The 23,245-nt window shown below is 71.9% G+C and carries 21 protein-coding genes; 15 read left to right on the forward strand and 6 right to left on the reverse strand.

Annotation, left to right across the window (positions count from 1 at the left end):
* The first annotated feature begins 254 nt into the window (after positions 1 to 254).
* The gene (locus tag FJ694_RS26980; protein ID WP_157270640.1) at positions 255 to 779 is read left to right on the forward strand and encodes a gamma carbonic anhydrase family protein; all 525 of its coding nucleotides are present in this window, start codon (positions 255 to 257) and stop codon (positions 777 to 779) included.
* 27 nt (positions 780 to 806) lie between these two features.
* Here the strand turns inward: FJ694_RS26980 and FJ694_RS26985 are convergent, their stop codons facing one another.
* On the reverse strand, positions 807 to 2,789 hold the full coding sequence (locus FJ694_RS26985) for a diguanylate cyclase domain-containing protein (protein ID WP_157270641.1): 1,983 nt from the start codon (positions 2,787 to 2,789) through the stop codon (positions 807 to 809).
* 267 nt (positions 2,790 to 3,056) lie between these two features.
* On the opposite strand from FJ694_RS26985, the gene FJ694_RS26990 reads away from it, so the two are divergent.
* Positions 3,057 to 3,773: a GntR family transcriptional regulator gene (locus FJ694_RS26990; protein ID WP_157270642.1), complete on the forward strand. Its 717-nt coding sequence runs from the start codon at positions 3,057 to 3,059 to the stop codon at positions 3,771 to 3,773.
* A 21-nt stretch (positions 3,774 to 3,794) separates the two neighbouring features.
* Here the strand turns inward: FJ694_RS26990 and FJ694_RS26995 are convergent, their stop codons facing one another.
* The 4 genes from FJ694_RS26995 to FJ694_RS27010 form a co-directional block, all read right to left on the reverse strand.
* The gene (locus FJ694_RS26995) at positions 3,795 to 4,538 is read right to left on the reverse strand and encodes an amino acid ABC transporter ATP-binding protein (protein ID WP_157270662.1); all 744 of its coding nucleotides are present in this window, start codon (positions 4,536 to 4,538) and stop codon (positions 3,795 to 3,797) included.
* A 1-nt stretch (position 4,539) separates the two neighbouring features.
* Entirely contained in the window at positions 4,540 to 5,190 is a 651-nt protein-coding gene (locus FJ694_RS27000) for an amino acid ABC transporter permease (protein ID WP_157270643.1), read from the reverse strand.
* Position 5,191: 1 nt separating this feature from the next.
* Positions 5,192 to 5,869 (reverse strand): amino acid ABC transporter permease, encoded by a 678-nt coding sequence (locus FJ694_RS27005; RefSeq protein ID WP_157270644.1) that lies wholly within the window; start codon positions 5,867 to 5,869, stop codon positions 5,192 to 5,194.
* 213 nt (positions 5,870 to 6,082) lie between these two features.
* Complete coding sequence (locus tag FJ694_RS27010; RefSeq protein ID WP_157270645.1) at positions 6,083 to 6,868, reverse strand: transporter substrate-binding domain-containing protein; 786 nt, start codon at positions 6,866 to 6,868, stop codon at positions 6,083 to 6,085.
* Between the two features lie 251 nt (positions 6,869 to 7,119).
* On the opposite strand from FJ694_RS27010, the gene FJ694_RS27015 reads away from it, so the two are divergent.
* The 12 genes from FJ694_RS27015 (at position 7,120) to FJ694_RS27070 (ending at position 18,784) form a co-directional block, all read left to right on the forward strand.
* A complete protein-coding gene (locus tag FJ694_RS27015; RefSeq protein ID WP_157270646.1) occupies positions 7,120 to 8,088 on the forward strand; it encodes a Bug family tripartite tricarboxylate transporter substrate binding protein in 969 nt (322 codons plus the stop codon).
* A gap of 762 nt (positions 8,089 to 8,850) precedes the next feature.
* Positions 8,851 to 9,765: a LysR family transcriptional regulator gene (locus FJ694_RS27020; protein ID WP_157270647.1), complete on the forward strand. Its 915-nt coding sequence runs from the start codon at positions 8,851 to 8,853 to the stop codon at positions 9,763 to 9,765.
* An 89-nt stretch (positions 9,766 to 9,854) separates the two neighbouring features.
* Entirely contained in the window at positions 9,855 to 10,127 is a 273-nt protein-coding gene (locus tag FJ694_RS27025; RefSeq protein ID WP_157270648.1) for a helix-turn-helix domain-containing protein, read from the forward strand.
* Positions 10,108 to 11,349 carry a type II toxin-antitoxin system HipA family toxin gene (locus FJ694_RS27030; protein ID WP_232540240.1) on the forward strand — a complete coding sequence of 414 codons (1,242 nt, stop codon included), beginning with the start codon at positions 10,108 to 10,110 and terminating at the stop codon, positions 11,347 to 11,349. Before FJ694_RS27025 ends, FJ694_RS27030 begins: the two co-directional genes overlap by 20 nt.
* Before the next feature lie 235 nt (positions 11,350 to 11,584).
* The gene (locus FJ694_RS27035) at positions 11,585 to 12,628 is read left to right on the forward strand and encodes a Bug family tripartite tricarboxylate transporter substrate binding protein (protein WP_157270649.1); all 1,044 of its coding nucleotides are present in this window, start codon (positions 11,585 to 11,587) and stop codon (positions 12,626 to 12,628) included.
* Positions 12,629 to 12,638: 10 nt separating this feature from the next.
* On the forward strand, positions 12,639 to 14,321 hold the full coding sequence (mdcA, locus tag FJ694_RS27040; protein ID WP_157270650.1) for a malonate decarboxylase subunit alpha: 1,683 nt from the start codon (positions 12,639 to 12,641) through the stop codon (positions 14,319 to 14,321).
* A gap of 17 nt (positions 14,322 to 14,338) precedes the next feature.
* On the forward strand, positions 14,339 to 14,674 hold the full coding sequence (mdcC, locus tag FJ694_RS27045; RefSeq protein ID WP_157270651.1) for a malonate decarboxylase acyl carrier protein: 336 nt from the start codon (positions 14,339 to 14,341) through the stop codon (positions 14,672 to 14,674).
* The gene (locus FJ694_RS27050) at positions 14,671 to 15,564 is read left to right on the forward strand and encodes a biotin-independent malonate decarboxylase subunit beta (RefSeq protein WP_157270652.1); all 894 of its coding nucleotides are present in this window, start codon (positions 14,671 to 14,673) and stop codon (positions 15,562 to 15,564) included. The genes mdcC and FJ694_RS27050 overlap by 4 nt, the downstream gene beginning before the upstream one ends.
* Before the next feature lie 18 nt (positions 15,565 to 15,582).
* Positions 15,583 to 16,284, forward strand: a complete 702-nt coding sequence (locus FJ694_RS27055) for a biotin-independent malonate decarboxylase subunit gamma (RefSeq protein WP_157270653.1) — start codon at positions 15,583 to 15,585, stop codon at positions 16,282 to 16,284.
* Positions 16,285 to 16,300: 16 nt separating this feature from the next.
* Positions 16,301 to 17,002: a malonate decarboxylase holo-[acyl-carrier-protein] synthase gene (gene mdcG, locus FJ694_RS27060; protein ID WP_157270654.1), complete on the forward strand. Its 702-nt coding sequence runs from the start codon at positions 16,301 to 16,303 to the stop codon at positions 17,000 to 17,002.
* The gene (locus FJ694_RS27065) at positions 16,999 to 17,874 is read left to right on the forward strand and encodes a triphosphoribosyl-dephospho-CoA synthase (protein ID WP_157270655.1); all 876 of its coding nucleotides are present in this window, start codon (positions 16,999 to 17,001) and stop codon (positions 17,872 to 17,874) included. The genes mdcG and FJ694_RS27065 overlap by 4 nt, the downstream gene beginning before the upstream one ends.
* A 4-nt stretch (positions 17,875 to 17,878) precedes the next feature.
* A complete protein-coding gene (locus FJ694_RS27070; protein WP_157270656.1) occupies positions 17,879 to 18,784 on the forward strand; it encodes an ACP S-malonyltransferase in 906 nt (301 codons plus the stop codon).
* Positions 18,785 to 18,799: 15 nt separating this feature from the next.
* Here FJ694_RS27070 and FJ694_RS27075 read toward each other — a convergent pair whose 3' ends face one another.
* Positions 18,800 to 22,054: a PAS domain S-box protein gene (locus FJ694_RS27075; protein WP_198321014.1), complete on the reverse strand. Its 3,255-nt coding sequence runs from the start codon at positions 22,052 to 22,054 to the stop codon at positions 18,800 to 18,802.
* A gap of 374 nt (positions 22,055 to 22,428) precedes the next feature.
* Here FJ694_RS27075 and FJ694_RS27080 point away from each other — a divergent pair.
* Positions 22,429 to 23,245 (forward strand): HAMP domain-containing protein (locus FJ694_RS27080; protein ID WP_198321015.1); only part of this gene is annotated, 817 nt, incomplete at its 3' end.

Consider the following 23,245-nt stretch of genomic DNA (forward strand, 5'->3'; position numbering starts at 1 on the left):
TGTTTCCGATGCTTGTCTCGTTGTTATTGGAGCCAGGGCTCCTGGCTGGCTCGGGAGCATCGGCGCTCGGCGACGCCACTTGTTACAGAACTGTCAATGTGTGCGCTGCACGCGCCGCAGCGCGCGGTGCAGGTCCGGCCGCGCGAGGCTGGAATACTGGCGGGGCACGGTCCGCGCCGCGGGCCCTGCTAACGACACTTCCCGATGCTTTTAGCGGCACGCTCCGGTCTGGGCCTGCCGCCAAGGAGACCCGCATGCCGCTGTACCGCCTGGGCGACAAGGCCCCTTCCGTCGATGCCACCGCCTTCGTGGCGCCGGACGCCACGCTCGTGGGCGACGTCCGGCTCGGGGCCCAGGCCAGCGTCTGGTTCCAGGCCGTGGCGCGTGGCGACAACGAGCCCATCACCATCGGCGCGCAGTCCAACGTGCAGGAGGGCGCGGTGCTGCACGCCGACCCGGGCTATCCGCTGACCATCGGCGAGCGCGTCACCATCGGCCACCAGGCCATGGTGCACGGCTGCACCATCGGCGAAGGCAGCCTGATCGGCATCCAGGCCGTGGTGCTCAACGGCGCGAAGATCGGCAGGCACTGCCTGGTGGGCGCCGGCGCCGTCGTCACCGAGGGCAAGGACTTCCCGGACCGCAGCCTGATCCTGGGCGCGCCGGCCAAGGTGGTGCGCCAGCTCGGCGACGAGGACGTGGCCCGGCTGGAGCGCGCGGCGGCGGGGTACGTGGAGCGGGTCGGGGTGTTCTCCACCGAGCTGGAGCGGGTGGGCTGACGGGACGGGACCGGCCGGGCCGGCCGGTCAGCCGAGGGACGCTGCGCTCTCGTCCGCAACCGCCGCCTGCTCCGCCACCACCGGCCCATGCAGCTGCACCTGGTTGCCCCCGCCCTCGCGCGCCTGCCACAGCGCCTGCGTGGCGCGCTCCAGCAGGGTCTGCGGATGGTCGTGCAGCGTCGGGCGCAGCGCGTACACGCCGATGCTGGCCGTGACGCGGCCGCGCGGGCTGGCGCCGTGCGCGATGGCCAGCATCTCCACGCCGCAGCGCACCATCTCGGCCACCGCCAGGGCGCCGGCGGCGTCGGTGTCGGGCAGCAGCACCGCGAACTCGGCACCGCTCCAGCGGGCGGCCAGGTCGCCCGGGCGGCGCTGCACGTTGCGCACGGCCATGGCCATGCGGCGCAGGCAGTCCTCGCCCGCGGCCGCGCCGTCGCCGTCCAGCAGGGCCTCGAAGTGGTCCACGCCCACGCACAGCACCGACAGCGGCAGCCCGCTGCGCTGCGCGCGCCGCAGCTCGCCGGCCAGCGCGCCGTTGAGCTGGCGCCGGTTCGGCAATCCCGTCACCTCGTCGAAGGCCGCCAGCCGCGCCAGCTCCTGGTTCAGCTCGGCCACGTGGTGCTGCGCCTGGCGCAGCTCGATCTCGGCCTGCTTGCGCGCCGAGACGTCGCTGCGCACGGCGATGTAGCGCCCGGGCTGCCCCTCGGCGCCGGCGCAGGGCACGATGGTCGTGTCCAGCCAGTGGTGCGTGCCGTCCTTGGCGCGGTGGCGCACCTCGCCCTTCCACACCCCGCCCGCGGCCAGCGTGCGCCACATCGACTGGAAATAGGTGGCCGGCTGCCGGTCGGCGTCGAGCATGCGCAGGTTCTGGCCGACGAGCTCGTCGTCGCCGTACCGGCTGATCTCGCGGAAGCGGGCGTTGACGTGCAACAGCGTGCCGTTGAGGTCCGACACGTCCACCGCCGCGTGCGCGTCGATGGCACGCTCCAGGTCGCCCAGGTGCCGCATCGACCGCTCCAGCGCCTGCGCCGCGCGCCGCTGCGCCGCCACTGCCCGCGCCGCCCAGGCGCCGCCCAGCGCCACCAGCAGCAGCAGCGCCGCGGCCAGCGCGCCGTCGCGAGCGGCCTGTTCGCGCCAGGCCGCCAGGGCAGCCTCCCGCGGCACGCCCGCCAGCGCCAGCAGCGGCAGGGCGTCGTCGCGCGCGTAACCGTAGCGGCGCTCGACGCCGTCCAGCGGCGAGACCGCGTCGAAGGTGCCCGAAGCCGCGCCGCTCCAGTGCTCCGAGCTCAGCACCGAGGCCTCGCGGTCCATGCCGATGGCCTGCTCGACGAAGGGATGCCGCGCCAGCAGCGTGCCGTCGCCGCCGTGCAGCGCCAGCACCGTGCCGGGCGGCACGTCCCAGGCCGCGAAGCGGGCATCGAGCCCGCGCAGGCGCAGCAGCGCCACCACCACGCCGGCGAACTCGCCGTCGCCCGACTGCAGCCGGCGAGACACCGGGATCAGCCACTCGCCCTGGCGCGGCGCGCGCAGCGGCGTGCCCACCCGCAGCGCATCGCGGCCGGCGCCGCGCTGGGCTTCGAAGAAGGGCAGGCCCCGCGCCGACCCCGACTCCTCGCCCGCGGCTGCCGAGCTGGCCAGCAGCCGGCCGTCGGCGGCATGGACGGCCACCTCGCGCAGGTCCGGTTGCGCGCCGGCCTGCGCCGCCAGCGCGTGGCGCAACAGCTCCAGCGCCCGCTCCCCGGTGCCGGCGCCCTCCTGTGCCTCGCGCACCAGCCCGGTCACCAGCGCGGCCTGGCGCGTGAGCTCCACGCTCTGCCGCAGCACCGCCGCGGCCAGCTGGGCGCTGTGCGCCTGTGCCGCCTCCAGTGCCGCGGCACGGGCCCGCCACTCGAAGCCCAGGAACAGCGCGACCAGCGCCAGGCAGGCCAGGGCAAAGGCCGCGTGGACGCGGCGATCCGCGCGAAGGGACGGCGATTCGGCGGGAAGGCTGGATTTGTTCTGATCGGACATCGGGGGCACCCGGGCAGCGCTGACGCTCCCGGGCCGTTGGGTGATGCCCGTTGTTCGGCGCGGATCAGGGCCCGTGAAGAGCCCCGCGGCACGCTGCCGCGGCAATAGCACACGGTTTTTTACAAATCTGCGGCTCACGGCCCCGCCCGGAGCCGGCGCGAGGCGGACGCACGGCCTGTTTCCGGGGGCTTCCAGTGCAACGGCCGGGCCCGGCCAGCCGCCCGCCGCCGCCCTGGAACGCGGCGTGCCAGCCGATACAGTGCAGCCATGCCCAGCCCGACCGAAATTGCCCGGCGCGTCGTCGAATCCATCCTGGCCCAGCGCCTGCAGCCCGGCGAGCGCCTGGGCGAGCAGGAGCTGGCCGACCTCTTCGGCGTGAGCCGCACGCTGGTGCGCGAGGCGCTGATGCAGCTGCAGGCGCGCGGCTTCGTCGAGGTGCGCAGCCGCAAGGGCTGGTACGTGGTGGAGCCCTCGGCCGAGGAGGCGCGCGACGCCTTCGCGGCGCGGCGTGCGGTGGAGTCGGGGCTGCTGGCGCAGGCCGGGCAGCGCTTCGGGGGCGACGGGCAGCCGCTGCAGGCGGCCGTGGCACGCATGCGCCAGCACCTGGCGCAGGAACGCGCCGCCATCGAGGAGTCCGACGCGGCCACGCGCGCCTTCATGCTGGCCGACTTCCACGTCTGCCTGGCCGAGTGCCTGGGGCACCGCGTGCTGGCCGACATGCTGCGCGACCTCACGGCGCGCACCACGCTGGTGGCCACGCTCTACCAGTCCACGCACGACGCGCGGGAGTCCTGCGAGGACCACGCCCGCATCGTCGAGGCCATCGAGCAGGGCGACTTCAGCCGCGCCACCACGCTGATGCTGGCGCACATCGGCCACGTGGAGGACGCGCTGGGCCAGGCCGGCGCCACGGCCGACGACGCCCGGGCGCGGCTGCGCGCCTCGCTGGCGCCGCTGGGGGCATCGCGCCCGGCGCCGGCCTGAGGATTCCGGTGCGGCGCCGCCTCAGTGCAGCGCCGCCAGGAACTGCCGCAGCTCCGGCGTCTGCGGGTCGCCGAACAGCGCTTCGGGCGGCCCCATCTCGTGGATGCGGCCGGCGTGCATGAACACCACGCGGTCGCTGACCTTGCGGGCGAAGCCCATCTCGTGCGTGACCATCAGCAGCGTCATGCCCTCCTGCGCCAGCCGCTCCACCACCTTCAGCACCTCGCCCACCAGCTCCGGGTCGAGCGCCGAGGTGATCTCGTCGCACAGCATCACGCTGGGCTCCATGGCCAGCGCCCGGGCGATGGCCACGCGCTGCTGCTGGCCGCCGGAGAGCTGATCGGGCCAGGCGTCGAACTTGTCGGCCAGGCCCACGCGCTCCAGCAGCACCCGCGCATGCGCCTCGGCCTGCGCCGCGCCACGCTGCTTGACCAGCGTCGGCGCCAGCATCACGTTGCGACCCACCGTGAGGTGCGGGAACAGGTTGAAGCTCTGGAAGATCATGCCGACGTGCTGGCGCAGGGCGCGCATCGCCTTGGCGTCGCCGTGGCGCAGCGGCTGGCCGTCCACCTGCAGGCTGCCGTCCTGGAACTCCTCCAGCCCGTTGATGCAGCGCAGCAGCGTGCTCTTGCCCGAGCCGCTCTTGCCGATGATGCAGACCACCTCGCCGGGCTGGACCTGCAGGTCGATGCCCTTGAGCACCTCGTTGCTGCCGAAACGCTTGCGCAGCGCGCTGACGTGGACGATGGGGTCGGTACGGGTCATGTCAGTGGACACGGGCGAGCTTCCTTTCCAGCCGGCGGCTCCAAGCCGACAGCGGCCAGCACAGCGCGAAGTAAAGCAGCGCCACGCAGGCATAGACGGTGAACGGGCGGAACGTGGTGTTGGTGATCATGGTGCCGGCCTTGGTCAGCTCGATGAAGCCGATCACCGAGGCCAGCGCCGTGCCCTTGATGACCCGCACCGAGAAGCCCACGGTCGGCGCCACGGCGATGCGCAGCGCCTGCGGCCCGATGACGTGGCGCAGCTTCTCGCCGAAGGACAGCGCCAGGCTGTCCGCCGCTTCCCACTGCCCGCGCGGGATGGCGTTGACGCAGCCGCGCCAGATCTCGCTGAGGAACGCGCTGGCATAGAGCGTGAGCGCCATGCCCGCGGCGGCGAAGGCCGGCACGTTCAGGCCCAGCAGCGCCAGGCCGAAGTAGGCCAGGAAGAGTTGCATCAGCAGCGGCGTGCCCTGGAACAGCTGCACGTACAGCGCCACGCCGCGCTCGGCGCCCGGCCAGCGCGTCAGGCGCAGCGCCAGCAGCGCCAGGCCCAGCAGGCCGCCGCCGATGAAGGCGGTGAGCGACAGCGCCACCGTCCAGCGCGCGGCCAGCAGCAGGTTGCGCAGGATGTCCCAGAGGGTGAAGTCGGTCATGTCAGCGCCCTCCCGCGTGCGCCGCGCGGCCGAAGATCCAGCGCGGGCCGATCACGTTGAGCGCCTGGCGCAGCAGCACCGCCAGCGCCAGGTACAGCGCGGTGGCGACGATGAAGCTCTCGAAGGCGCGGAAGTTGCGGCTCTGGATCAGGTTGGCGGTGTAGCTCAGCTCCTGCGCCGCGATCTGGCCGCACACGGCCGAGCCCAGCATCACGATCACGATCTGGCTGACCATGGCCGGCCAGACGCGGCCCAGCGCCGGCGGCATGACCACGCGCAGGAACACCTGCGCCTCGGTCAGCGCCAGGCTGCGCGCGGCCTCGATCTGCCCGCGCGGCGTGGCCTCGATGCCGGCGCGCGCGATCTCCGCGGCATAGGCGCCCAGGTTGAGCACCATCGCGATCACCGAGGCGGCCTCGGGCGAGAGCCTGATCCCCAGCCCCGGCAGCCCGAAGAAGATGAAGAAGAGCTGCACGATGAAGGGCGTGTTGCGGATCAGCTCCACGTAGCCGCCCACCACCGGCCGCAGCCAGCGCGGCCCCCAGGCGCGCGCCCAGCCGCAGGCCACGCCCAGCGCCAGGCCCAGCACCGCGGCCACGGCGCTGAGCGCCAGCGTCAGCGCCGCGCCCTTGAGCAGCAGCGGCCACTGCGACAGGACGTCGGTGAAGTCGAGAGTCATGGCATTTCAAGAGCACTCTGGTAGGCCGTTCCCCAATCCGTTCGTCCTGAGGTATCGAAGGACGAATCCGAAGGCTGGGACGGCTCCAAGAGCTTTGTTGGCAAGCTCATCCGTTCGCACTGAGGTATCGAAGTGCGAACCCGACAGGCTTGGGTGGCTGTTGAGTGGCAAGGGCCGTTCATCCTTCGATACCTCAGGACGAACGGGAAAGCCTCAGTTCGGCAGCTCGCCGGCGGGGCGGCCCAGCCACTTCACGGCCATGCGGTCGAGCTCGCCCGAGGCCTTGGCGGCGGCGATGATCTCGTTGACCTTCAGGCGCAGCTTGTCCTCGCCCTTGGCCACGCCGATGAAGTTGGGCGAGTCCTTGAGCACGAACTTGAACTCGGTGCCCAGCTGCGGATTGCGCGCCATCAGGTTGCCCGCCACCGAGGCGCCAGTGGCGATGACCTGCACCTGGCCCGACACGAAGGCCGAGACCGTGGCGTTGTTGTCCTCGAAGCGCTTGATGTCGGCCGAGCCCGGGGCGATCTTGCTGATCTCGATGTCCTCGATCGCGCCGCGCGTCACGCCCACGCTCTTGCCGGCCAGGTCGGCCGGGCCCTTCACCGGCAGCGACTTCGCGGCGAACACGGCCTGGAAGAAGGGCGAGTAGGCCACCGTGAAGTCGATCACCTTCTCGCGCTCCGGGTTCTTGCCCAGCGTGGAGATGACGAGGTCGGCCTTCCTGGTCTGCAGGTACGGGATGCGGTTGGCGCTGGTGACGGGGATGAGCTCCACCTTCACGCCCAGCTTCGCGCCGATGAGCTGCGCCATGTCGATGTCCAGGCCGCGCGGCGCCAGGTCGGTGCCCACGAAACCGTAGGGCGCGAAGTCGGTCGGGATGGCGATGTTGATGCTCTTGCGCGCGACGATGTCGTCCAGCGCGCTCTGCGCCTGCGCGCCGGCGGCGATCACGAGGCTCAGGGCGCCCAGGGCGCGGGCAAGTTGGCGGCGGTTCATCGGGGCGGTCCTTTCGGCGGGAGGGAAGGGCGGCCCGGCGCGTGGTGTCCGCACCACTCAGGTGCAGACTTGGGTGCACCGAGTCCATGCAAGTCTTGTATGCAAGCCCTGGGCCAAGCGGGTGAGGCGGCTTCGGCATGCCGCGAAGGAACCAGCGCACCGGGCACCGGGCGCCCATGCGGGTGCATGGCTTGCCCGCCCACGGGGTTCCACCCGGCATGGTCGGTGGGTGGCCCAACGAGGAGACTCAAATGACCCGATGGAATCGCACCCTGGCCCTGGCCGCTCTCGGAGTGGCCGTGTGGACCACGGCACAAGCCCAGGACTGGCCGGCCAAGCAGGTCACCGTCGTCGTGCCCTGGCCGCCCGGCGGGCCATCGGACACCGTGGCGCGCCCCATGGCCAAGGGTTTGACCGAGGCCCTTGGAAAATCCTTCGTCGTGGACAACCGGGGCGGTGCCGGCGGCAACATCGGCTCGGCCGCCGTGGCCAAGGCCGCGCCCGACGGCACGACGCTGCTGATCACCTCCAGCGCGCCCATCGTCATCAACCCGCACGTCTACAAGAAAATGCCTTTCGAGGCGAAGGACCTGGCGCCCGTGACCAATTTGCTGCGGGTTCCCCTGGTGCTGGCCATCCATCCTTCCGTGCCGGCCAGCAATCTCAAGGAGCTGATTGCGCACGTCAAGGCAAACACGGGAAAAATTCAATATGCCTCGTCAGGCAACGGCACGCCGCAGCACATGACAGGCGAATTGTTCAAGACCACGGCCAAGCTGGACATGGTCCACGTGCCCTACAAGGGCTCGGCCACCGCCATCAACGACGTGCTCGCCGGCCATGCGCCCATGATGTTCGACAGCACCGTGGCCATATTGCCGCACATCAAGGCCGGCAAATTGAAGGCGATTGCCGTCACCGGCGCCAAGCGCTCGCAGCAATTGCCCGACGTGCCCACGTTTGCCGAGGCCGGTTTGCCGGGCGTCGAATCCTATGCGTGGTATGGCCTGTTCGCGCCCGGCAAGACGCCCAGGGACGTGGTCGCCAAAATTAACGCCGAGGCGCTCAAGGTCATGAAGGGCGAGGAGTACCAGCGGGTCTTGAAGGAAACGGGCTCAGAATTCGTGGGCGATTCGCCGGAGAATTTCGCGTCGTTCGTGAAGGCGGAATCGGAGAAGTGGGGGAAGGTGGCGAAGGAGACGGGGGCGACGGTGGATTGAGGGGGTGGCGAAGAGACTTCGCCTTCAATTCCGTAATCCGCGCGGGGCCTGTCCCCGCGCAGGCGGGAAGGAAGTATTCACGAGTTCGGCAATGAAAATATTGAGATATTGATCGTGGAAAAGCATTATGCGCAATTTCGCGCCACTTCAAGTGACCAATAAACTCCTGCGGCAATAAGGGGTGTGGCATCGGCTTCGGAGGATATTTGAAGATTCATGCGTATCAGATTCAGTACTCGAACACCACTCCGTTCGCCCTGAGGTATCGAAGGGTGAAGCCGTCAGGCTGGTACGGAGGCTGGAAGCCTCAGCCCCGCAAGCCTGTTCGGACTGATGCTTCGATACCTCAGCACAGGGTGCGCTACGCGCATCGAAGGCCGAATCCGACAGGCTCGGATGCCCGCACACGGTGCGGGCCGTCCACCCTTCGATACCTCAGGGCGAACGGGAAAGGGGTTATCCGGTGGGTAAATCCGTTGCGTATCAGGATTGCGCAGCGCCCAGGGTGGGTTGCCGGAGTTGTCCGGCGAAAATCAATGAGAGTATTGATGTTTCGCCGTCCTCTTCGATGATATAAGTCTGTGACACCATTTGCATCGCCCGGCAAAAGATTCGCCGCACCATTGTTTTTGTGCCCAAACCTGCCGCTGTAATTTCGGGGTGAAATGATCAAGCTATTCGCGCTCCGGCTTGCAGCCCCGCCCGGTTCCCCTGCGTTCGACCACTTACGGAAGCCGCCTCCCGCCATGCCCTAATCCCGGCATGCCCGACCCCATCGCCGAAGAACTCACCTTCCGCAAGCTGCAGGTGCTGCTGGCCTTCATGGACACCGGCAACCTGGCCCGCGCCGCGGAGCGTCTGAACACCAGCCCGGTGAGCGTGCACCGTGCGCTGCACTCGCTGGAGGCCGGGCTGCGCTGCACGCTGTTTCGCCACGAGGGCCGCAACCTGTTGCCCACGCCCGCGGCGCAGGTGCTCGCGGAATCGGCGCGCGAGGTGCTGCGCGGCATGGCCGAGGGCATACGCGCCACGCGCGAGGCCGCCGGCTACGGCTCGGACCGCATGCGCATCGGCTCGCTCTACTCGCTGACCAGCCGCACCGTGCCGCGCCTGGTGGTGGGCCTCCAGCAGCGCCGCCCCGACCTGCAGACCGACCTCGTGCTCGGCTCCAACGCCGAGCTGCTGCGCAAGCTGCGCGAGGGCTCGGCCGACGCCGCCCTGCTGGGCCTGCCCGCCGACGTGGCCGAGATGGCATGCGAACCGCTGTTCGAGGACGACATGCACTTCGCCGCCCCGGCTGACTCGCCCTACGCCCGCATGGCGGCGGTGGACCTGGCCGCCTGCGCCAACGAACGCTTCGTCAGCCTCACCGAGGGCTTCGTCACTTCCGGCGGCTTCGCCGAGGCCTTCAGGCTGGCGGGCTTCATGCCGCAGGTCGTCATGCGCACCGGCGACATCTTCTCGCTCATGAACCTGGTGCACGGCGGCATGGGCTGCACCTTGCTGCCCGGGCGCGTGCGCCGCGCCCTGCCTGCGGGCGTGGTACTGGTGCCGCTGCAGGAGCCTTACCGCATGCACCAGACCATTGCGCTCGTGTTCCTGCGCACCCGTGAGCGCGACCCGAACCTGCTGGCGCTGCTGGCCGAGGCACGCGCGGCGCGGGCCGAGTTGGTCTGACGCCGGCCCGGGCATCGCGCCCGCCGCCCCGTGCGGTGACTGCAAGCCACGGCTTGCAGTTGCGAAGAGAGGGAACAAAAATGCAAGCCATGGCTGACAACATTCGCTTGCCTGACGAGTTGGGACAGGCGCTGCGCGAGCGGCGCGAAGCACTGGGGCTGAGCAAGTCCGAACTGGCGCAGCGGGCGGGCAAGGTGCGCGAGGTGGTCTACCGGCTGGAGTCCGGGGAGGAAAGCACGGTGTCGTCGCTGATGGCCGTGCTGGGCGCCATGGGCCTGGCCCTGAGGCTGGAGCGCGTGGGGCTGCCCACGGCGCAGGAGGTGTCGCGGCGCTTCCTGGACGATGACGACGATGCTGCCTGAGCGCATCCGCGCGCTGGAAGTCGGCATCGGCGACCAGGCCGGCGCCGGGCAGCTGCTGAAGGCCTCGAACTACGAGTTCCGCTACCTCGACGCGGACCCGGGCCAGCCCGCCGTGGCGCTGCTGATGCCGGCGAGTGAGCGCCTGACCTGGCAGGACGGCGACCTGTTCGCGCCCATGGACCAGAACCTGCCCGAAGGCGACCTGTTCATGCGCATCCGGCAGCTGTTTCCCAAGCAGCCGATGACGCCCATGCACCTGCTGGCGCTGGCTGGGCGCAACGGTATCGGCCGGCTGGGCTACCGGCTGCCGGGCGCGTCGCCGGCGGCGCCGCCGCGGCCGCTGAGCCGGGAAACGCTGCTGCGCCTGCGCTACAGCCCGGAGGTGTTCGACGACCTGGTGGCCGCGTACCTGAGTTCGGGCGCGGGGATTGCGGGCATGCAGCCCAAGATCATGGTGCCCGACCGGGCGACGGTACCCATCCCGTCGCTGATCGTGAAGGCCGCCAGCCCGGCCTATCCCGGGCTGTGCGCCAACGAGTTCCTGTGCCTCGGCGCGGCACGGCGCGCGGGCATCGAAGTGCCGCCGTTCGAGCTTTCCGACGACGGCCAGATGCTGGTGCTCGACCGCTTCGACATGGTGGTGCACGGCGATGGACGCACCGAGCGCCTGGGCTTCGAGGACATTGCCGCGCTGGCCGGCCTGCGCGTGCGCGACGTGCTGTCGGACCGCAAGTATCAAGGCAGCTACCAGCGGGTGGCCGAGTTGCTGCGCCAGCTCCAGTTGCACGCCGACAACCTGCGGCGCTTCTTCGAACAGGTGGCGTTCTCGGTGATGGTGCGCAACGGCGACGCGCACCTGAAGAACTTCGGCGTGCTGTACCGCGATGCCGTCGACATCCGGCTGGCGCCGATGTTCGACGTGGTGACCACGGCCATCTACAGCTACACCCGCTATCCAGGCGGACCCGAGCTGGAAGACCGCACGCTGGCCTTGAAGCTGTTCGCCGGCCGCCACCATACGAAAACCTATCCGACGTGTGCCGAGTTGCTGGACTTCGGCCGGCGCATCTGCGGCGTGAGCCAGCCCGCGCAGGTGCTGGAGCGCATCGCCCAGGCCCTGGGCGAGACGCTGCGGGAGGCGAGAGGCGACGAGCGGGTACCGGCAGGGCTGTTGGAGAAGGTGCGCTCGGCGTGGGAGGAAGGGCTTTTGCTGGCGCGCTGAACGCGTCCGCCGCTGTTCCCGTGGTCGCCTCGCTGGACCTGCCCGCCGGGGCATGTGCGCTGCCGGCGCTGCTGGCCGAGGCGCGGGCGGCCCGCGCCGAGCTGGCCTGACACCGGCACCGTTACGGTGGCCGTAACGATCTGCCGGGCTGCTTGATTGAAGGCGCGCGCCGGCTTTCCTACCTTCGGCTCCACAACGACCGGCAGCGCCGCTGCCCCTGACAGGAGACGAAGCGATGGAAACCTCCAGCACCTTTTCCGCTTTCCGCCCCGCGGCCCGGCCTGCCGGGGCCGCCGGTGCAAGGCGCCGGCAACTGCTGGCGCTGGGCAGCCTGGCGCTGGCCGGCCTGGCGGGATGGGCGGGCGGCGCGCACGCGCAGTCGTGGCCCACGAAGCCGGTCACGGTCATCGTGCCGTTCCCGGCCGGCGGCGGCACCGACTCCTTCGCCCGGCCGCTGTTCGCCGCGCTGTCGAAGCAGCTCGGCCAGCAGGTCGTCATCGACAACCGGGGCGGCGCCGGCGGCAACGTGGGCGCGACGCTGGCGGCCAAGGCCGCGCCGGACGGCTACACCTGGTTCATGGGCGGGGTGCACCACGCCATCGCGCCGGCCATCTACCCGAAGCTGGACTACCACCTGGAGCGCGACTTCGTACCCGTGGCGCTGCTGGCCAGCGTGCCGCAGGTCGTCATCGTCAATGCCAAGCGCGTGCCGGCCAGCACGCTGCCCGAGTTCCTGGCCTGGGCCAAGGCCAACCCGGGCAAGGCCAACTTCGGCTCGGCCGGCAACGGCACCTCGCACCATCTGGCCGGCGAGCTGTTCAAGCTGCAGACCGGCGTGCAGCTCACGCACGTGCCCTACCGCGGCGCCGGCCCCGCGCTGCAGGACGTGATGGCCGGGCAGATCGACATGATGTTCGACGGCCTGGGCTCCTCGGCCTCGCACATCAAGGGCGGCCGCGTGAAGGCCCTGGCCGTGGCCGGCGACAGGCGCGCCCCCGGCTTCCCCGACATCCCCACCGCCGCCGAGGGCGGCGTGCCCACCTACCAGGTCGCCACCTGGTACGGGCTGTGGGCGCCCAGGGGCACGCCGCAGGCGGCCATCGAGCGCATGACGGCCGAACTCAATAAAACCTTCGCCACCAGGGAGATCAAGGAGGCCTGGAACGGCCTGGGCGCCGACACGCCCACGCTCACCGGCAAGGCCTTCCACGACTTCGTCACGGCGGAAACCCGGCGCTGGGGCGAGGTGGTGAAGGCGGCCAACGTGAAACTGGACTGAGCGAATGCCGATGACCTCCCGACACTGGACCACCCGCGCCGACAACCGCGCCGCGCGCCTGGCGCGCGCCGCCCAGGCTCTCGGCCCGAAGCTGCGCGGCAAGCTGGCCGAGGCCGATGCCATCACCGAGCTGCTCGAAGCCGTGATCGAGCCGCGCGACCGCGTCTGCCTCGAAGGCAACAACCAGAAGCAGGCCGACTTCCTGGCCCAGGCGCTGGTGCGGCTGGATCCCGAGCGCGTGCACGGCCTGCACATGGTGCAGTCGGTGCTGGCGCTGCCCGAGCACCTGGACGTGTTCGACAACGGGATCGCGGCGAAGCTGGACTTCAGCTTCTCCGGCCCGCAGGGCGCGCGGCTGGCGAAGCTGGTGTCGGAGGGGCGCATCGAGATCGGCGCCATCCACACCTACCTGGAGCTGTTCTCGCGCTACTTCGTGGACCTCACGCCGCAGGTGGCGCTGGTGGCGGCGCAGGCGGCCGACGCGCAAGGCAACCTCTACACCGGCCCCAACACCGAGGACACGCCGGCCATCGTCGAGGCCACGGCGTTTTCCGGGGGCATCGTCATCGCGCAGGTGAACGAGCTGGTCGATGGCGCCACCACCACGCTGCCGCGCATCGACATCCCGGCCGACTGGGTCGGCTTCGTGGTCAAGGCGCCGCGGCCCAACTTCATCGAGCCCCTCTTCACGCGCGACCCGGCGCAGATCAGCGAGATCCAGGTGCTGATGGCGATGATGGCCATCAAGGGCATTTATGCCGAGTACGGCGTGCAGCGCCTGAACCACGGCATCGGCTTCGACACCGCCGCCATCGAGCTGCTGCTGCCGACCTACGGCGAGGCGCTGGGACTGAAGGGGAAGATCTGCCGGCACTGGGCGCTGAATCCGCACCCGGCGCTGATTCCCGCCATCGAGGCCGGCTGGGTCAAGTCGATCCACTCCTTCGGCTCCGAGCTGGGCATGGAGGACTACATCCGCGCCCGCTCCGACGTGTTCTTCACCGGGCCGGACGGCTCGCTGCGCAGCAACCGCGCCTTTTGCCAGGCCGCGGGCCACTATGCCTGCGACCTGTTCATCGGCTCGACGCTGCAGATGGACCTCGACGGCAACAGCTCCACCGCGACGCTGGGCCGCATTGCCGGCTTCGGCGGCGCGCCCAACATGGGCGCCGACGCGCGCGGGCGCCGCCACGCCAGCCCGGCCTGGCTGCGCGCCGGGCGGGAGGCGCGCGCCGGTCGCGGCGGCGCCGCCGGCACGCCGCGCGGGCAAAAGCTCGTGGTGCAGATGGTGGAAACCTTTCGCGAGCACATGCAGCCGGCCTTCGTGGACAAGCTCGACGCCTGGCAGCTGGCCGAGCAGGCGGGCATGCAGCTGCCGCCGATCATGATCTACGGCGAGGACGTGACGCACGTGCTCACCGAGGAAGGCATCGCCAACTTGCTGCTGTGCCGCACCGACGAGGAGCGGGCGCAGGCCATCCGCGGCGTGGCGGGCTACACGGCCGTCGGCCTGGGCCGCGACCGACGCATGGTGGAGAACCTGCGCGACCGCGGCGTCATCCAGCGCCCGCAGGACCTCGGCATCGACCCGCGCGACGCCACCCGCAACCTGCTGGCCGCACGCTCCATGCGCGACCTGGTGCGCGCTTCCGGCGGGCTCTACCAGCCGCCCAAGCGCTTCCGCAACTGGTGAAGGAAGGAGACCCTGACATGAGCCTTCATGCGGGCATCGAAACCCTGGATTTCAGCTTCGAGGGCCGGCAGGCCGCGGGCACCTTCGCCCCGGTGCTGGTCGGCGTGGTTGGCTCCGGCAACCTGGAAGTGATGCTGGAGCCCGCCGCCGGCGACGCCTGCAGCGTGCAGGTGGAAACCTCGGCGCGCGGCTTCGGCGCCATCTGGCAGGCCGTGCTTGAGGATTTCCACTTGCGCCACCCGCTGGCCGGGCTGCGCGTCTCCATCAACGACATGGGCGCGACGCCCGCGGTGGTCAGCCTGCGGCTGGACCAGGCCGTGGCCGAGCTGCCGCTTTCCGGGAACCGGCCATGAGCACGAGCACCACCATCAGCTATGCCGAGTGCCCGGCGCGCGAGCGCCTGGCGCGCGTGCTCGACGCGGGCAGCTTCCACGAGTGGCTGCCGCCGGCCGAGCGCGTCAGCAGCCCGCACCTGGCGCAGCTGGGCGTGCCCTCGTCCTTCGACGACGGCGTGGCCGTCGGGCGCGCCACGCTCGGTGGCCGGCCGGTGTTCGTGGCGGCGCAGGAGGGCGGCTTCATGGGCGGCGGCGTGGGCGAGGTGCACGGCGCCAAGCTGGTCGGCATGCTCAGGCGCGCGCTGCGCGAGCGGCCCGACGCGGTGCTGCTGCTGGCCGACTCCGGCGGCGTGCGGCTGCACGAGGCCAATGCCGGGCTGATCGCGGTGTCCGAGGTGATGCGCGCGGTGCTGGACGTGCGCGCCGCCGGCATCCCGGTGCTCACGCTCATCGGCAGCGCCAACGGCTGCTTCGGCGGCATGGGCATCGTGGCGCGCTGCACCGACTTCATCGTGATGAGCGACGTGGGGCGGCTGGCCATGTCGGGCCCGGAGGTGATCGAAGCCTCGCACGGCGTCGAGGAGTTCGACTCGAAAGACCGCGCCCTGGTGTGGCGCACGACGGGCGGCAAGCACCGCTGGCTCAGCGGCGACTGCGACGTGCTGGTGGAGGACGACGTGGCCGCCTTCCGCGCCGCCGCCATCGCCGCGCTGGACGAGAGCCGGCCGGTGACGCTGGAAGCGCTGGAAGCCGAGCACGCGCTGCTGGCCGAACGCCTGCGCCTGCTGCCCGAAGGGTTCGATGGCGACGAGGAGGCGATCCAGTTGTGGCGCCAGCTGGGCGTGGCGGACGCGGAGCGGGTGCCGGCGCTGGACGTGGACGAGGTGCGCGCGCTGCGCGCGGCCTGAGGCAGAAAGGGCTCCGACATGGACTGGAATACGCTGGCGACGCAGCTTTTCGGCGCCGATCACGGCATCACGGCGGACGGCGACTTCCTGCACGGCACCGCGACCTTCGACGGCGCGCCGCTGACGGTGGTGGGCACCACGAACCACGCGCCCATCGGCGTGCAGCTGGCGCTGGCGCAGGCGCGGGTGGTGCTGGACACGGTGGCGAGCCATCCCGGGCGGCCGATCCTGCTGCTGATCGACACGCAGGGGCAGCAGCTGCGCCGCCGCGATGAGCTGCTGGGCATCAACCGCGCGATGGCGCACCTGGGCCTGTGCATCGACCTGGCGCGCCGGCGCGGCCACCGCGTCATCGGGCTGGTGTACGACCAAGCGCTGTCGGGCGGCTTCATCACCTCGGGGCTGATCGCGGACGCCTGCTACGCGCTGCCGCAGGCCGAGATCCGCGTCATGCGCATCCCGGCCATGGCGCGCGTGACCAAGCTGGCGCCGGAGCTGCTGGAGTCGCTGTCGCAATCGAATCCGGTGTTCGCGCCGGGCGTGGCCAACTACGTGGCCATGGGCGGCGTGCGCGGGCTTTGGCAGGGCGATCTACCCGGCGCGCTGCGCGAGGCGCTGGCGCACACGCCCACCGGGGACACGCGCGCGCTGGACGGCGCCGAGCGCGGCGGCCGGCGCCTGGCCGCCGCGGTGGCGCAGCGGGTGCTGGACGCGGCCTGACGAGAGGAGCCGGAACATGCCACCGTTGCGCCGTCATCAGCTCGCCTGGCTGTCCGCCGCGGGCTGGCAGGACCTGTCGGAAGCGAACTGCTGCGCCTGGGACGGGCAGGCCCGCGACTGCCTGCGGCACTGGGCCGACCACGACCTGCCGCTGGTGGTCACGCGCCAGCCGCTGCCGCAACCGGGCGACCCGGCGCCGGCTTCGATCGCGCTGGGCCTGTCGGCGCCGCCGGTCTTCGGGCGCCGGCTGCTGGGGCTGCGGCTGCCGGCCTCGGCCATCGCCCGGTTCGGCGAGTTTCCCGCCCTGTGCGAGGCGGCCGCGGCGCTGCCGCGCGCGCTACGGGCGGAGGCGCAGGCGCTGCACGAGGCGCTGCAGCAGCAGGGATTGAACGCCCATGCCTACGGCAGCGCCGGCTGGCAGTGGCTGACGGGCCAGCGCTACCTGCATGCGCGCTCCGACCTTGACCTGTGGCTGGCGGTGCAGGACGCGGGCGCGGCGGACGCCGCCGCGGCGCTGCTGCAGCGGCATGCGCCGGAAGGCCTGCGGCTGGACGGCGAGCTGGTCTTCCCGGACGGCGGCGCGGTGGCGTGGCGCGAGTGGGCCGCTTGGCGCGCGGGCCGCAGCCGCGCGCTGCTGGTGAAGCGGCTGCACGGCGCGAGCCTGGAGCAGGCGCTGCCTGAAGGCTGGGAGGCGCCGGCGCTGGCGCGCGCGGCATGAGCGGCGCGGCGCTGCGGCGGGCCGATCCCGCACCTGCCTCGTCGCCGCGGCTGACCGCCGCCGCCATCGGCCGCGCCGCCACGCTGGCGCTGCACGACGAGCTGGCGCTGGCGCCCAAGCCGGGCCTGGTGTCCTTCGTGGACAGCGGCAGCCATGCCGACATGGACGCGCACACCTTCATGCGCAGCCTGTTCGCGCTGCGCCGCTATTTCGTGCGCATGGCCGAGCTGGGCGCGGCGCGCGTGCCTTTCGCCGAGCTGGAGAGCTGCGGCATCGGCGCCGAGGCGCGCATGCTGGCGGCCACGGGCGGCATCAACACGCACCGCGGCGCCATCTTCGTGCTGGGGCTGCTGTGCGCGGCGGCGGGCGCGGCGCAGGCTGAAGGCACGGCGCCGCAGGCCACCGCCCTCCGGGCCGCGCTGGGCCGGCACTGGGGCGCGGCGCTGGCGTCGCGCGCTCGACGGGTGCCGGTCCTGCCCGGCGGCCTGGCCGCGCGCCGGCTCGGCCTGCGCAGCGCCTCGCAGGAGGCGGCGCTGGGTTTCCCGGCGCTGTTCGAGACGGCGCTGCCGGCCTGGGACCGGGCGCGGCGCGCCGGGCTCGGCCTGCCCGGTGTGCGTCTGGAAGTGTTCTTCTCGATCCTGGCGGTGCTCGACGACAGCAACCTGGCGCACCGCGGCGGGCTGGAGGGCCTGCAATTCGCCCGGCAGTCGGCGCGCGGCTTCCTGGCCGCGGGCGGCGCGGCGGCGCCGGGCGCGGTGGAAGCCGCGTGGGCCCTGCACCGCGCCTTCGTCGCGCGGCGGCTCTCGCCCGGTGGTTGCGCGGACATGCTGGCCGCGGCCTGCTTCATTCAGCGCCTGGCGTCCCGGGACTGAAGCCATGAGATACGCCCTCGTCTTCTCCGGCCAGGGCATGCAGCACCCGGACATGCTGTCCTGGCTGGCGCCCGGCGAGGCCGTCGCCGCCGTCGAGCAGCACGTCGGCGCCGGCTGGCGCGCGCGCCTGGCCGACGCGGCCTGGGCCGGGCGCAACGCGGTGGCGCAGCCGCTGCTCACCGGGCTGGCGCTGGCGGCCTGGTCGCAGCTCGCGCCGCTGCTGCCCGCGGCGCCGGTGGGCGTGGCCGGCTACAGCGTGGGCGAGCTGGCCGCCTTCTGCGCGGCGGGCGTGTTCGATGCGCAGACCGCGCTGGCGCTGGCGCGGCGGCGTGCCGCCTGCATGGACGCCGCCGCCGCGGCCGCCGACACCGGGCTGCTCGCCGTCACCGGCCTGGCGCCCGACGCGCTTTCGGCGCTGGGCACCCGCTTCGGCCTGGACGTCGCCATCCGCAACGGCTTCGACGCCGTGGTGCTGGGCGGCCTGCGTGCCGTGCTGGACGAGGTCGTGCGCGGGGCCGAGGCGCAGGGGGCGCGCTGCACCTTGCTGAACGTGGCGCTGGCTTCGCACACGCACTGGATGCAACCGGCCGCCGACGCCTTCGCGCGCGAGCTGGCGCCCGTGCCGCTGGCGCGGCCGCGCACGGCGCTGTTCAGCAACGCCCTGGGCCGCGTGCGCGACGCCGCGCAGGCGCGCGAGGCGCTGGCCGTGCAGATAGCCCGCACGGTGCGCTGGGACGAGTGCATGGACGCGCTCTTCGCGCAGCGCGTGGACGCGGTGCTGGAGATCGGCCCCGGACAGGCGCTGGCGCGGCTGTGGCAGGCACGGTATCCGGACATCCCGGCGCGCTGCGTGGACGAGTTCCGCAGCGCCGCCGCCGTGGCGAAGTGGCTGCGGGCCCGGTCGGGCTGAATTCCGGGCGCGGTTTCAGTCCTCGCCGGCCAGCGTCATGGGCAGCTTGATGCTGAAGGTGCTGCCCTGGCCGGGCTGGCTGTGCACGAGCAGCGTGCCGCCCATCATGTCCACCAGGCGCCGCACGATGGACAGGCCCAGTCCCGTGCCGCCGAAGCGCCGCGTGATGGAGCCGTCGGCCTGCGTGAACGGCTCGAAGATGCGCTGCTGCTGCTCCGGCGCGATGCCGATGCCGGTGTCCGCCACGTCCAGGCGCACCAGCACCTGCTGGTGCTTGCGCGCCAGCAGCCCGACGTGCAGGGTCACGCTGCCCGACGGCGTGAACTTCACGGCGTTGGACAGCAGGTTGAGCAGCACTTGGCGCAGCCGCAGCGGATCGCCATAGAGCCGTGCCGGCAGGTCCGGCGCGATGTCGCACGCCAGGGCCAGGCCCTTGGCGCCGGCTTGCGGCTGCACCATCGCCAGGGCCGCCTCCAGCAGCTGGCGCGGCTCGAAGTCCACCGACTCCAGCACCATCTCGCCGGCCTCGATGCGCGAGAGGTCGAGCACGTCGCTGACCAGCGCCAGCAGCTGCTCGCCGGCACCGTGGATGTGGCTGACGAAGCGGGCCGCGTCCTCGGGCAGCGCTCGCCGGCGCAGCAGGTCGCTCAACCCGATGACGGCGTTGAGCGGGGTGCGGATCTCGTGGCTCATGTGGGCCAGGAACGCGCTCTTGGCCCGGTTGGCGGCCTCCGCCTGGTGCGTGCGCTGGTGCAGCGCTTCCTCGAGCGCCTTGCGCTCCGTGAGGTCCGTGACGATGCCCAGCAGCCCCTTGGGCGCGCCTTGGGCGTCGCGCAGCACGCTCACGCTCAGCAGCCCGGGAAAGCGCGTGCCGTCCGCGCGCACGTAGCGCCATTCGCTGCGCTGCGAACCGGGTGAGCCCTGGAACCGCGCCGCCTCGTCGGGCCACAGCACCTGCAGCACTTCCGGCGGGAAGTTCGCCAGGTGGGTCTGGCAGTCTTCCGGGTCGTAGAGATCGACCACCGGCCTGCCAAGCGCGGCTTGCGCGGTCAGGCGGAACATCGCCTCGGCGGCCGGGTTGAACGAGGTGATGCGGCCCTCCAGGTCGGTGGCGACGATGGCGCTGGCCGCGCTGCAGAGGATGGCGCGCTCGCGCGCCGCCGTGCGCTGCAGCTCGGCCGTGCGCTGCTGGACCTGCGCTTCCAGCGTGGCGTTGAGCTCCACGATGCGCGCCTGGGCCGCCTTCTGCGCCGTGATGTCGAGGTTCACGCCCACCAGGCGCAGCGGCTGGCCCCATTCGTCGCGCAGCACCTTGGCCCGGCCCAGCACCCAGCACTGCCGGCCGTCGGCACGCACCAGGCGCATCTCCGCCTCGAACATCTCCTGGCCTTCCATCGCCTGCGCGATGGCGGCCTCGACGGCGCCGCGGTCCTCGGGATGCACCATGGACATGAACAGGTCCGCCCGGGCGGCGCCGTCCTCGCGCTGCGGCAGCCCCAGCAGCTCGAACATCTGCCGCGTCCACCAGGATTCGCCCGTGGCCACGTTCCAGTCCCAGACGCCGAGCTGGCCCCCGGTCAACGCCACGTCCAGCCGCAGCCGGGTCTGCGCCAGCTGCGCGGTGCGCTCCTGCAGCGCGTCGATGGCGCGGCGCTCCTGGTCGATGTCGACCACGGCCACCAGCGCGCCGTTGATGCCGCCCTGGGCGTCGCGCAGCGGCGTGGCCACGGCCCGAATCCAGGTCAGGTGGCCGTCGCCGCGGCGGTAGAGCATTTCCTTCTGCGGCCGCTCCTCGCCGGCCAGGGCACGGGCCAGCGGCGTGTCCTGCGGCGGCACGGGCCGGCCGTCGGCGTCGAAGGCCGCGTAGGCCGCGTAGCCCTGCACGTCCTGCGCGGGCAGCGTGGGATGGCCCAGGATCTCTTCGAGTTGCCGGTTGGCCTGCACGATCCGGCCGCCCGGCGCCTCGGCCACCAGCAGCCCCACCGGCGCGGCGTCGAACACCGCCTGCAGCCGGGCCTCGCTGGCCTGCAGCCGCTCCTCGGCCACGCGCCGCGCCGTGATGTCCTGGAAGTACACCGACAGGCCCTGCCGCCCGGGGTAGGCGCGCACCTCGAACCACATCTCCAGCGGTGGGTAGTGCGCCTCGAAGGCCACCGGCACGCCCTGCGCCATGGCGCGGCGGTACTCGCGCTCGAACACCGTGCCCACGGCCGGCGCGTACGCTTCCCACACCGAGCGGCCCAGCAGCTCGGCGCGCTGCACGCCCAGCACCTGCTGCGCGCGGTCGTTGACGTAGGTGAAGCGCCAGTCGTGGTTCAGCGCGAAGAAGGCGTCGCTGATGGCCTCGAGCATCGACTCGACCTGCCCGCGCGCCAGGGTCTGTGCCGTCAGCAGCCGCTCGCGCTCCAGCTGCGCGGCGCGCTGCCCGGTGACGTCCACCATCACCGCCACGCCGCCGACGATGCGGCCCCGCGCATCGCGCACCGGCGCGGCGTTGCTGAGCAGGAAGCGGCGCGGGCCGTCGTCGAAGGGCTGGGCCTCGACCAGCTCGCCGCGCACGACCTCGCCCTGGCGCAGCGCGCGCACCAGGGCCCACTCGTGCGCCTGGATGCGTGCGCCGGTTTCGGGCCAGTAGCCCTCCCAGCGGCCGTACTCGCTGCAATCCCGGGTCGGCGGCACCATGCCCCACAGGCTTCGGAACGCTTCGTTGCTCAGGATCAGGGCGCCCTCGGCGTCCGCCAGCAGCACGCCCACGGGCAGCGCCTGCAGCACGGCGTCGAGATAGGCCTCGCGCCGCTGCAGGCCGGCCTCGGCACGGGCGCCGCCGGGCTCGGCCGGGAAAGCCGCGGCATCGTCCCGGCCGGCGCCGTCCGGGTGCTCGCCGGGCAGGTCGTGCATGTCGGTGGCCGACCCCAGCCACGCGTGCGGCAGTCCGTCGCCGTGGCGCAGCGGCTGCAGCCGCACGAGGTGCCAGCGCCTCTGCCCGTCGTGCCGGCGCACGCGCAGCCGCATGGAAAACGCCATCCCCCGGGCCATGCCGGTACGCCATGCAGCGTTGCGCTCGGGCAGGTCCGCGGCATCGATGACGGCCGCCCAGCCCCGTTGCGCCAGCTGCTCGACGGACAGGCCGGCGTAGACGCTCCAGGCCGCGCCGGCCGACGCCAGCGCCCCCTGGGCATCGGTCCTGAACGGCATGCTGGGCTGCAGCGCCGCCTCGTTCCAGGCGTCGCTCGAGCCGCCCCCCCAGGCGCCGTCGTCGGGCAGCTTCATGCCCGTGCCCTGGCCGGCGCCGCCTGACGACGGGAAGGGCGGGCCTCGCACCAGGTCGAGGCATGCGGGCGCGGGCGGCTGCTCATAGGCCGGAAATTGTGAACAGGCGCTCCCGGCCTCCAACCCACGCCTCATCCACGCCGGCACGGTTCGTGAAAAAAGTCACGGGTTCCCAGGCTGCGCCCGACCGGGGCTGCGTGCCCGGGGAATGCCGAGGCTGCCCCGGGAAACGCCCGAAGCGGCGTGAACAAGTCATGGTCCGCGCGTGGAAAGGTTTGCGCTCGCTCAACTTGCCGTGAAACACGCCGAATTTCACTTTCCGTGTATTGAAAAAGTTGTCGTCGGGCCTGCCGATGAGGCCCCTCCTTCCTGTCATGAACAAGCTGAGCAACCTGAACATCGGCACCCGCCTGGCCCTGGGCTTCGCGGGCATCGTCGGCCTCATCGCCGTGCTGGCGGTGACGGCCTTCCTGCAACTGGGCCGGGCCCAGGAAGAAACGCGGGCCCTGACCGGGCTGCAGGCCGAGCGCCTGCAGCTGGCTGGAGAGTGGCGCGAGAACATCGTGCTGAATTCGCAGCGCACGCTGGCCGTGGTCTACAGCGCGGACAAGTCCCTGGGTGCGCACTTCGCCGAAGACATGAAGCGGGTCACGGAGCGCACCACCGTGATTCAGAAGCGATTCGCCGAGATCGAGACCACGCCCGAGGCCGTGGCGATCATCGAGCGCCTGGGGCAGGCGCGTGCGCAGTACCTGTCGCAGCGCGAGGGGCTGCTCAAGACGCCGCCGGCCGATGCCGTGGTGCTGGCACAGGCAGCCGACCAGTTCAAGAACACCGCGCAGCGCTACACCGAGGTGGCCTCGGAGCTGGCGCGCTTCGAGCAGGCGCGCAGCGCCGCGCTGGGCGAGGCCGTGAACGCGGAGCTGGCCTCGATCAAGTCGCGGCTGGTCGGCACCGCGCTGGCCTGCGCGCTGCTGGCCGGCGTACTGGGCTGGCGGCTGGCGCGCGGCATCGCGCGGCCGCTGTCGGCGGCGCAGGCCGCGGCCGAGCGCATCGCCAGCGGTGACCTGAGCACCGAGGTGCCCGCCGGCGGCCAGGACGAGGTCGGCCGCCTGCTGCGCGCCGTCGGCGCCATGCAGGAGGCGCTGCGCGCCCTGGTGGGCGAGATCCGCACCTCGGTGGACGGCATCG

Origin of the sequence: Azohydromonas aeria (genome assembly GCF_009760915.1) — a bacterium.
GTDB lineage: Bacteria > Pseudomonadota > Gammaproteobacteria > Burkholderiales > Burkholderiaceae_C > Azohydromonas > Azohydromonas aeria.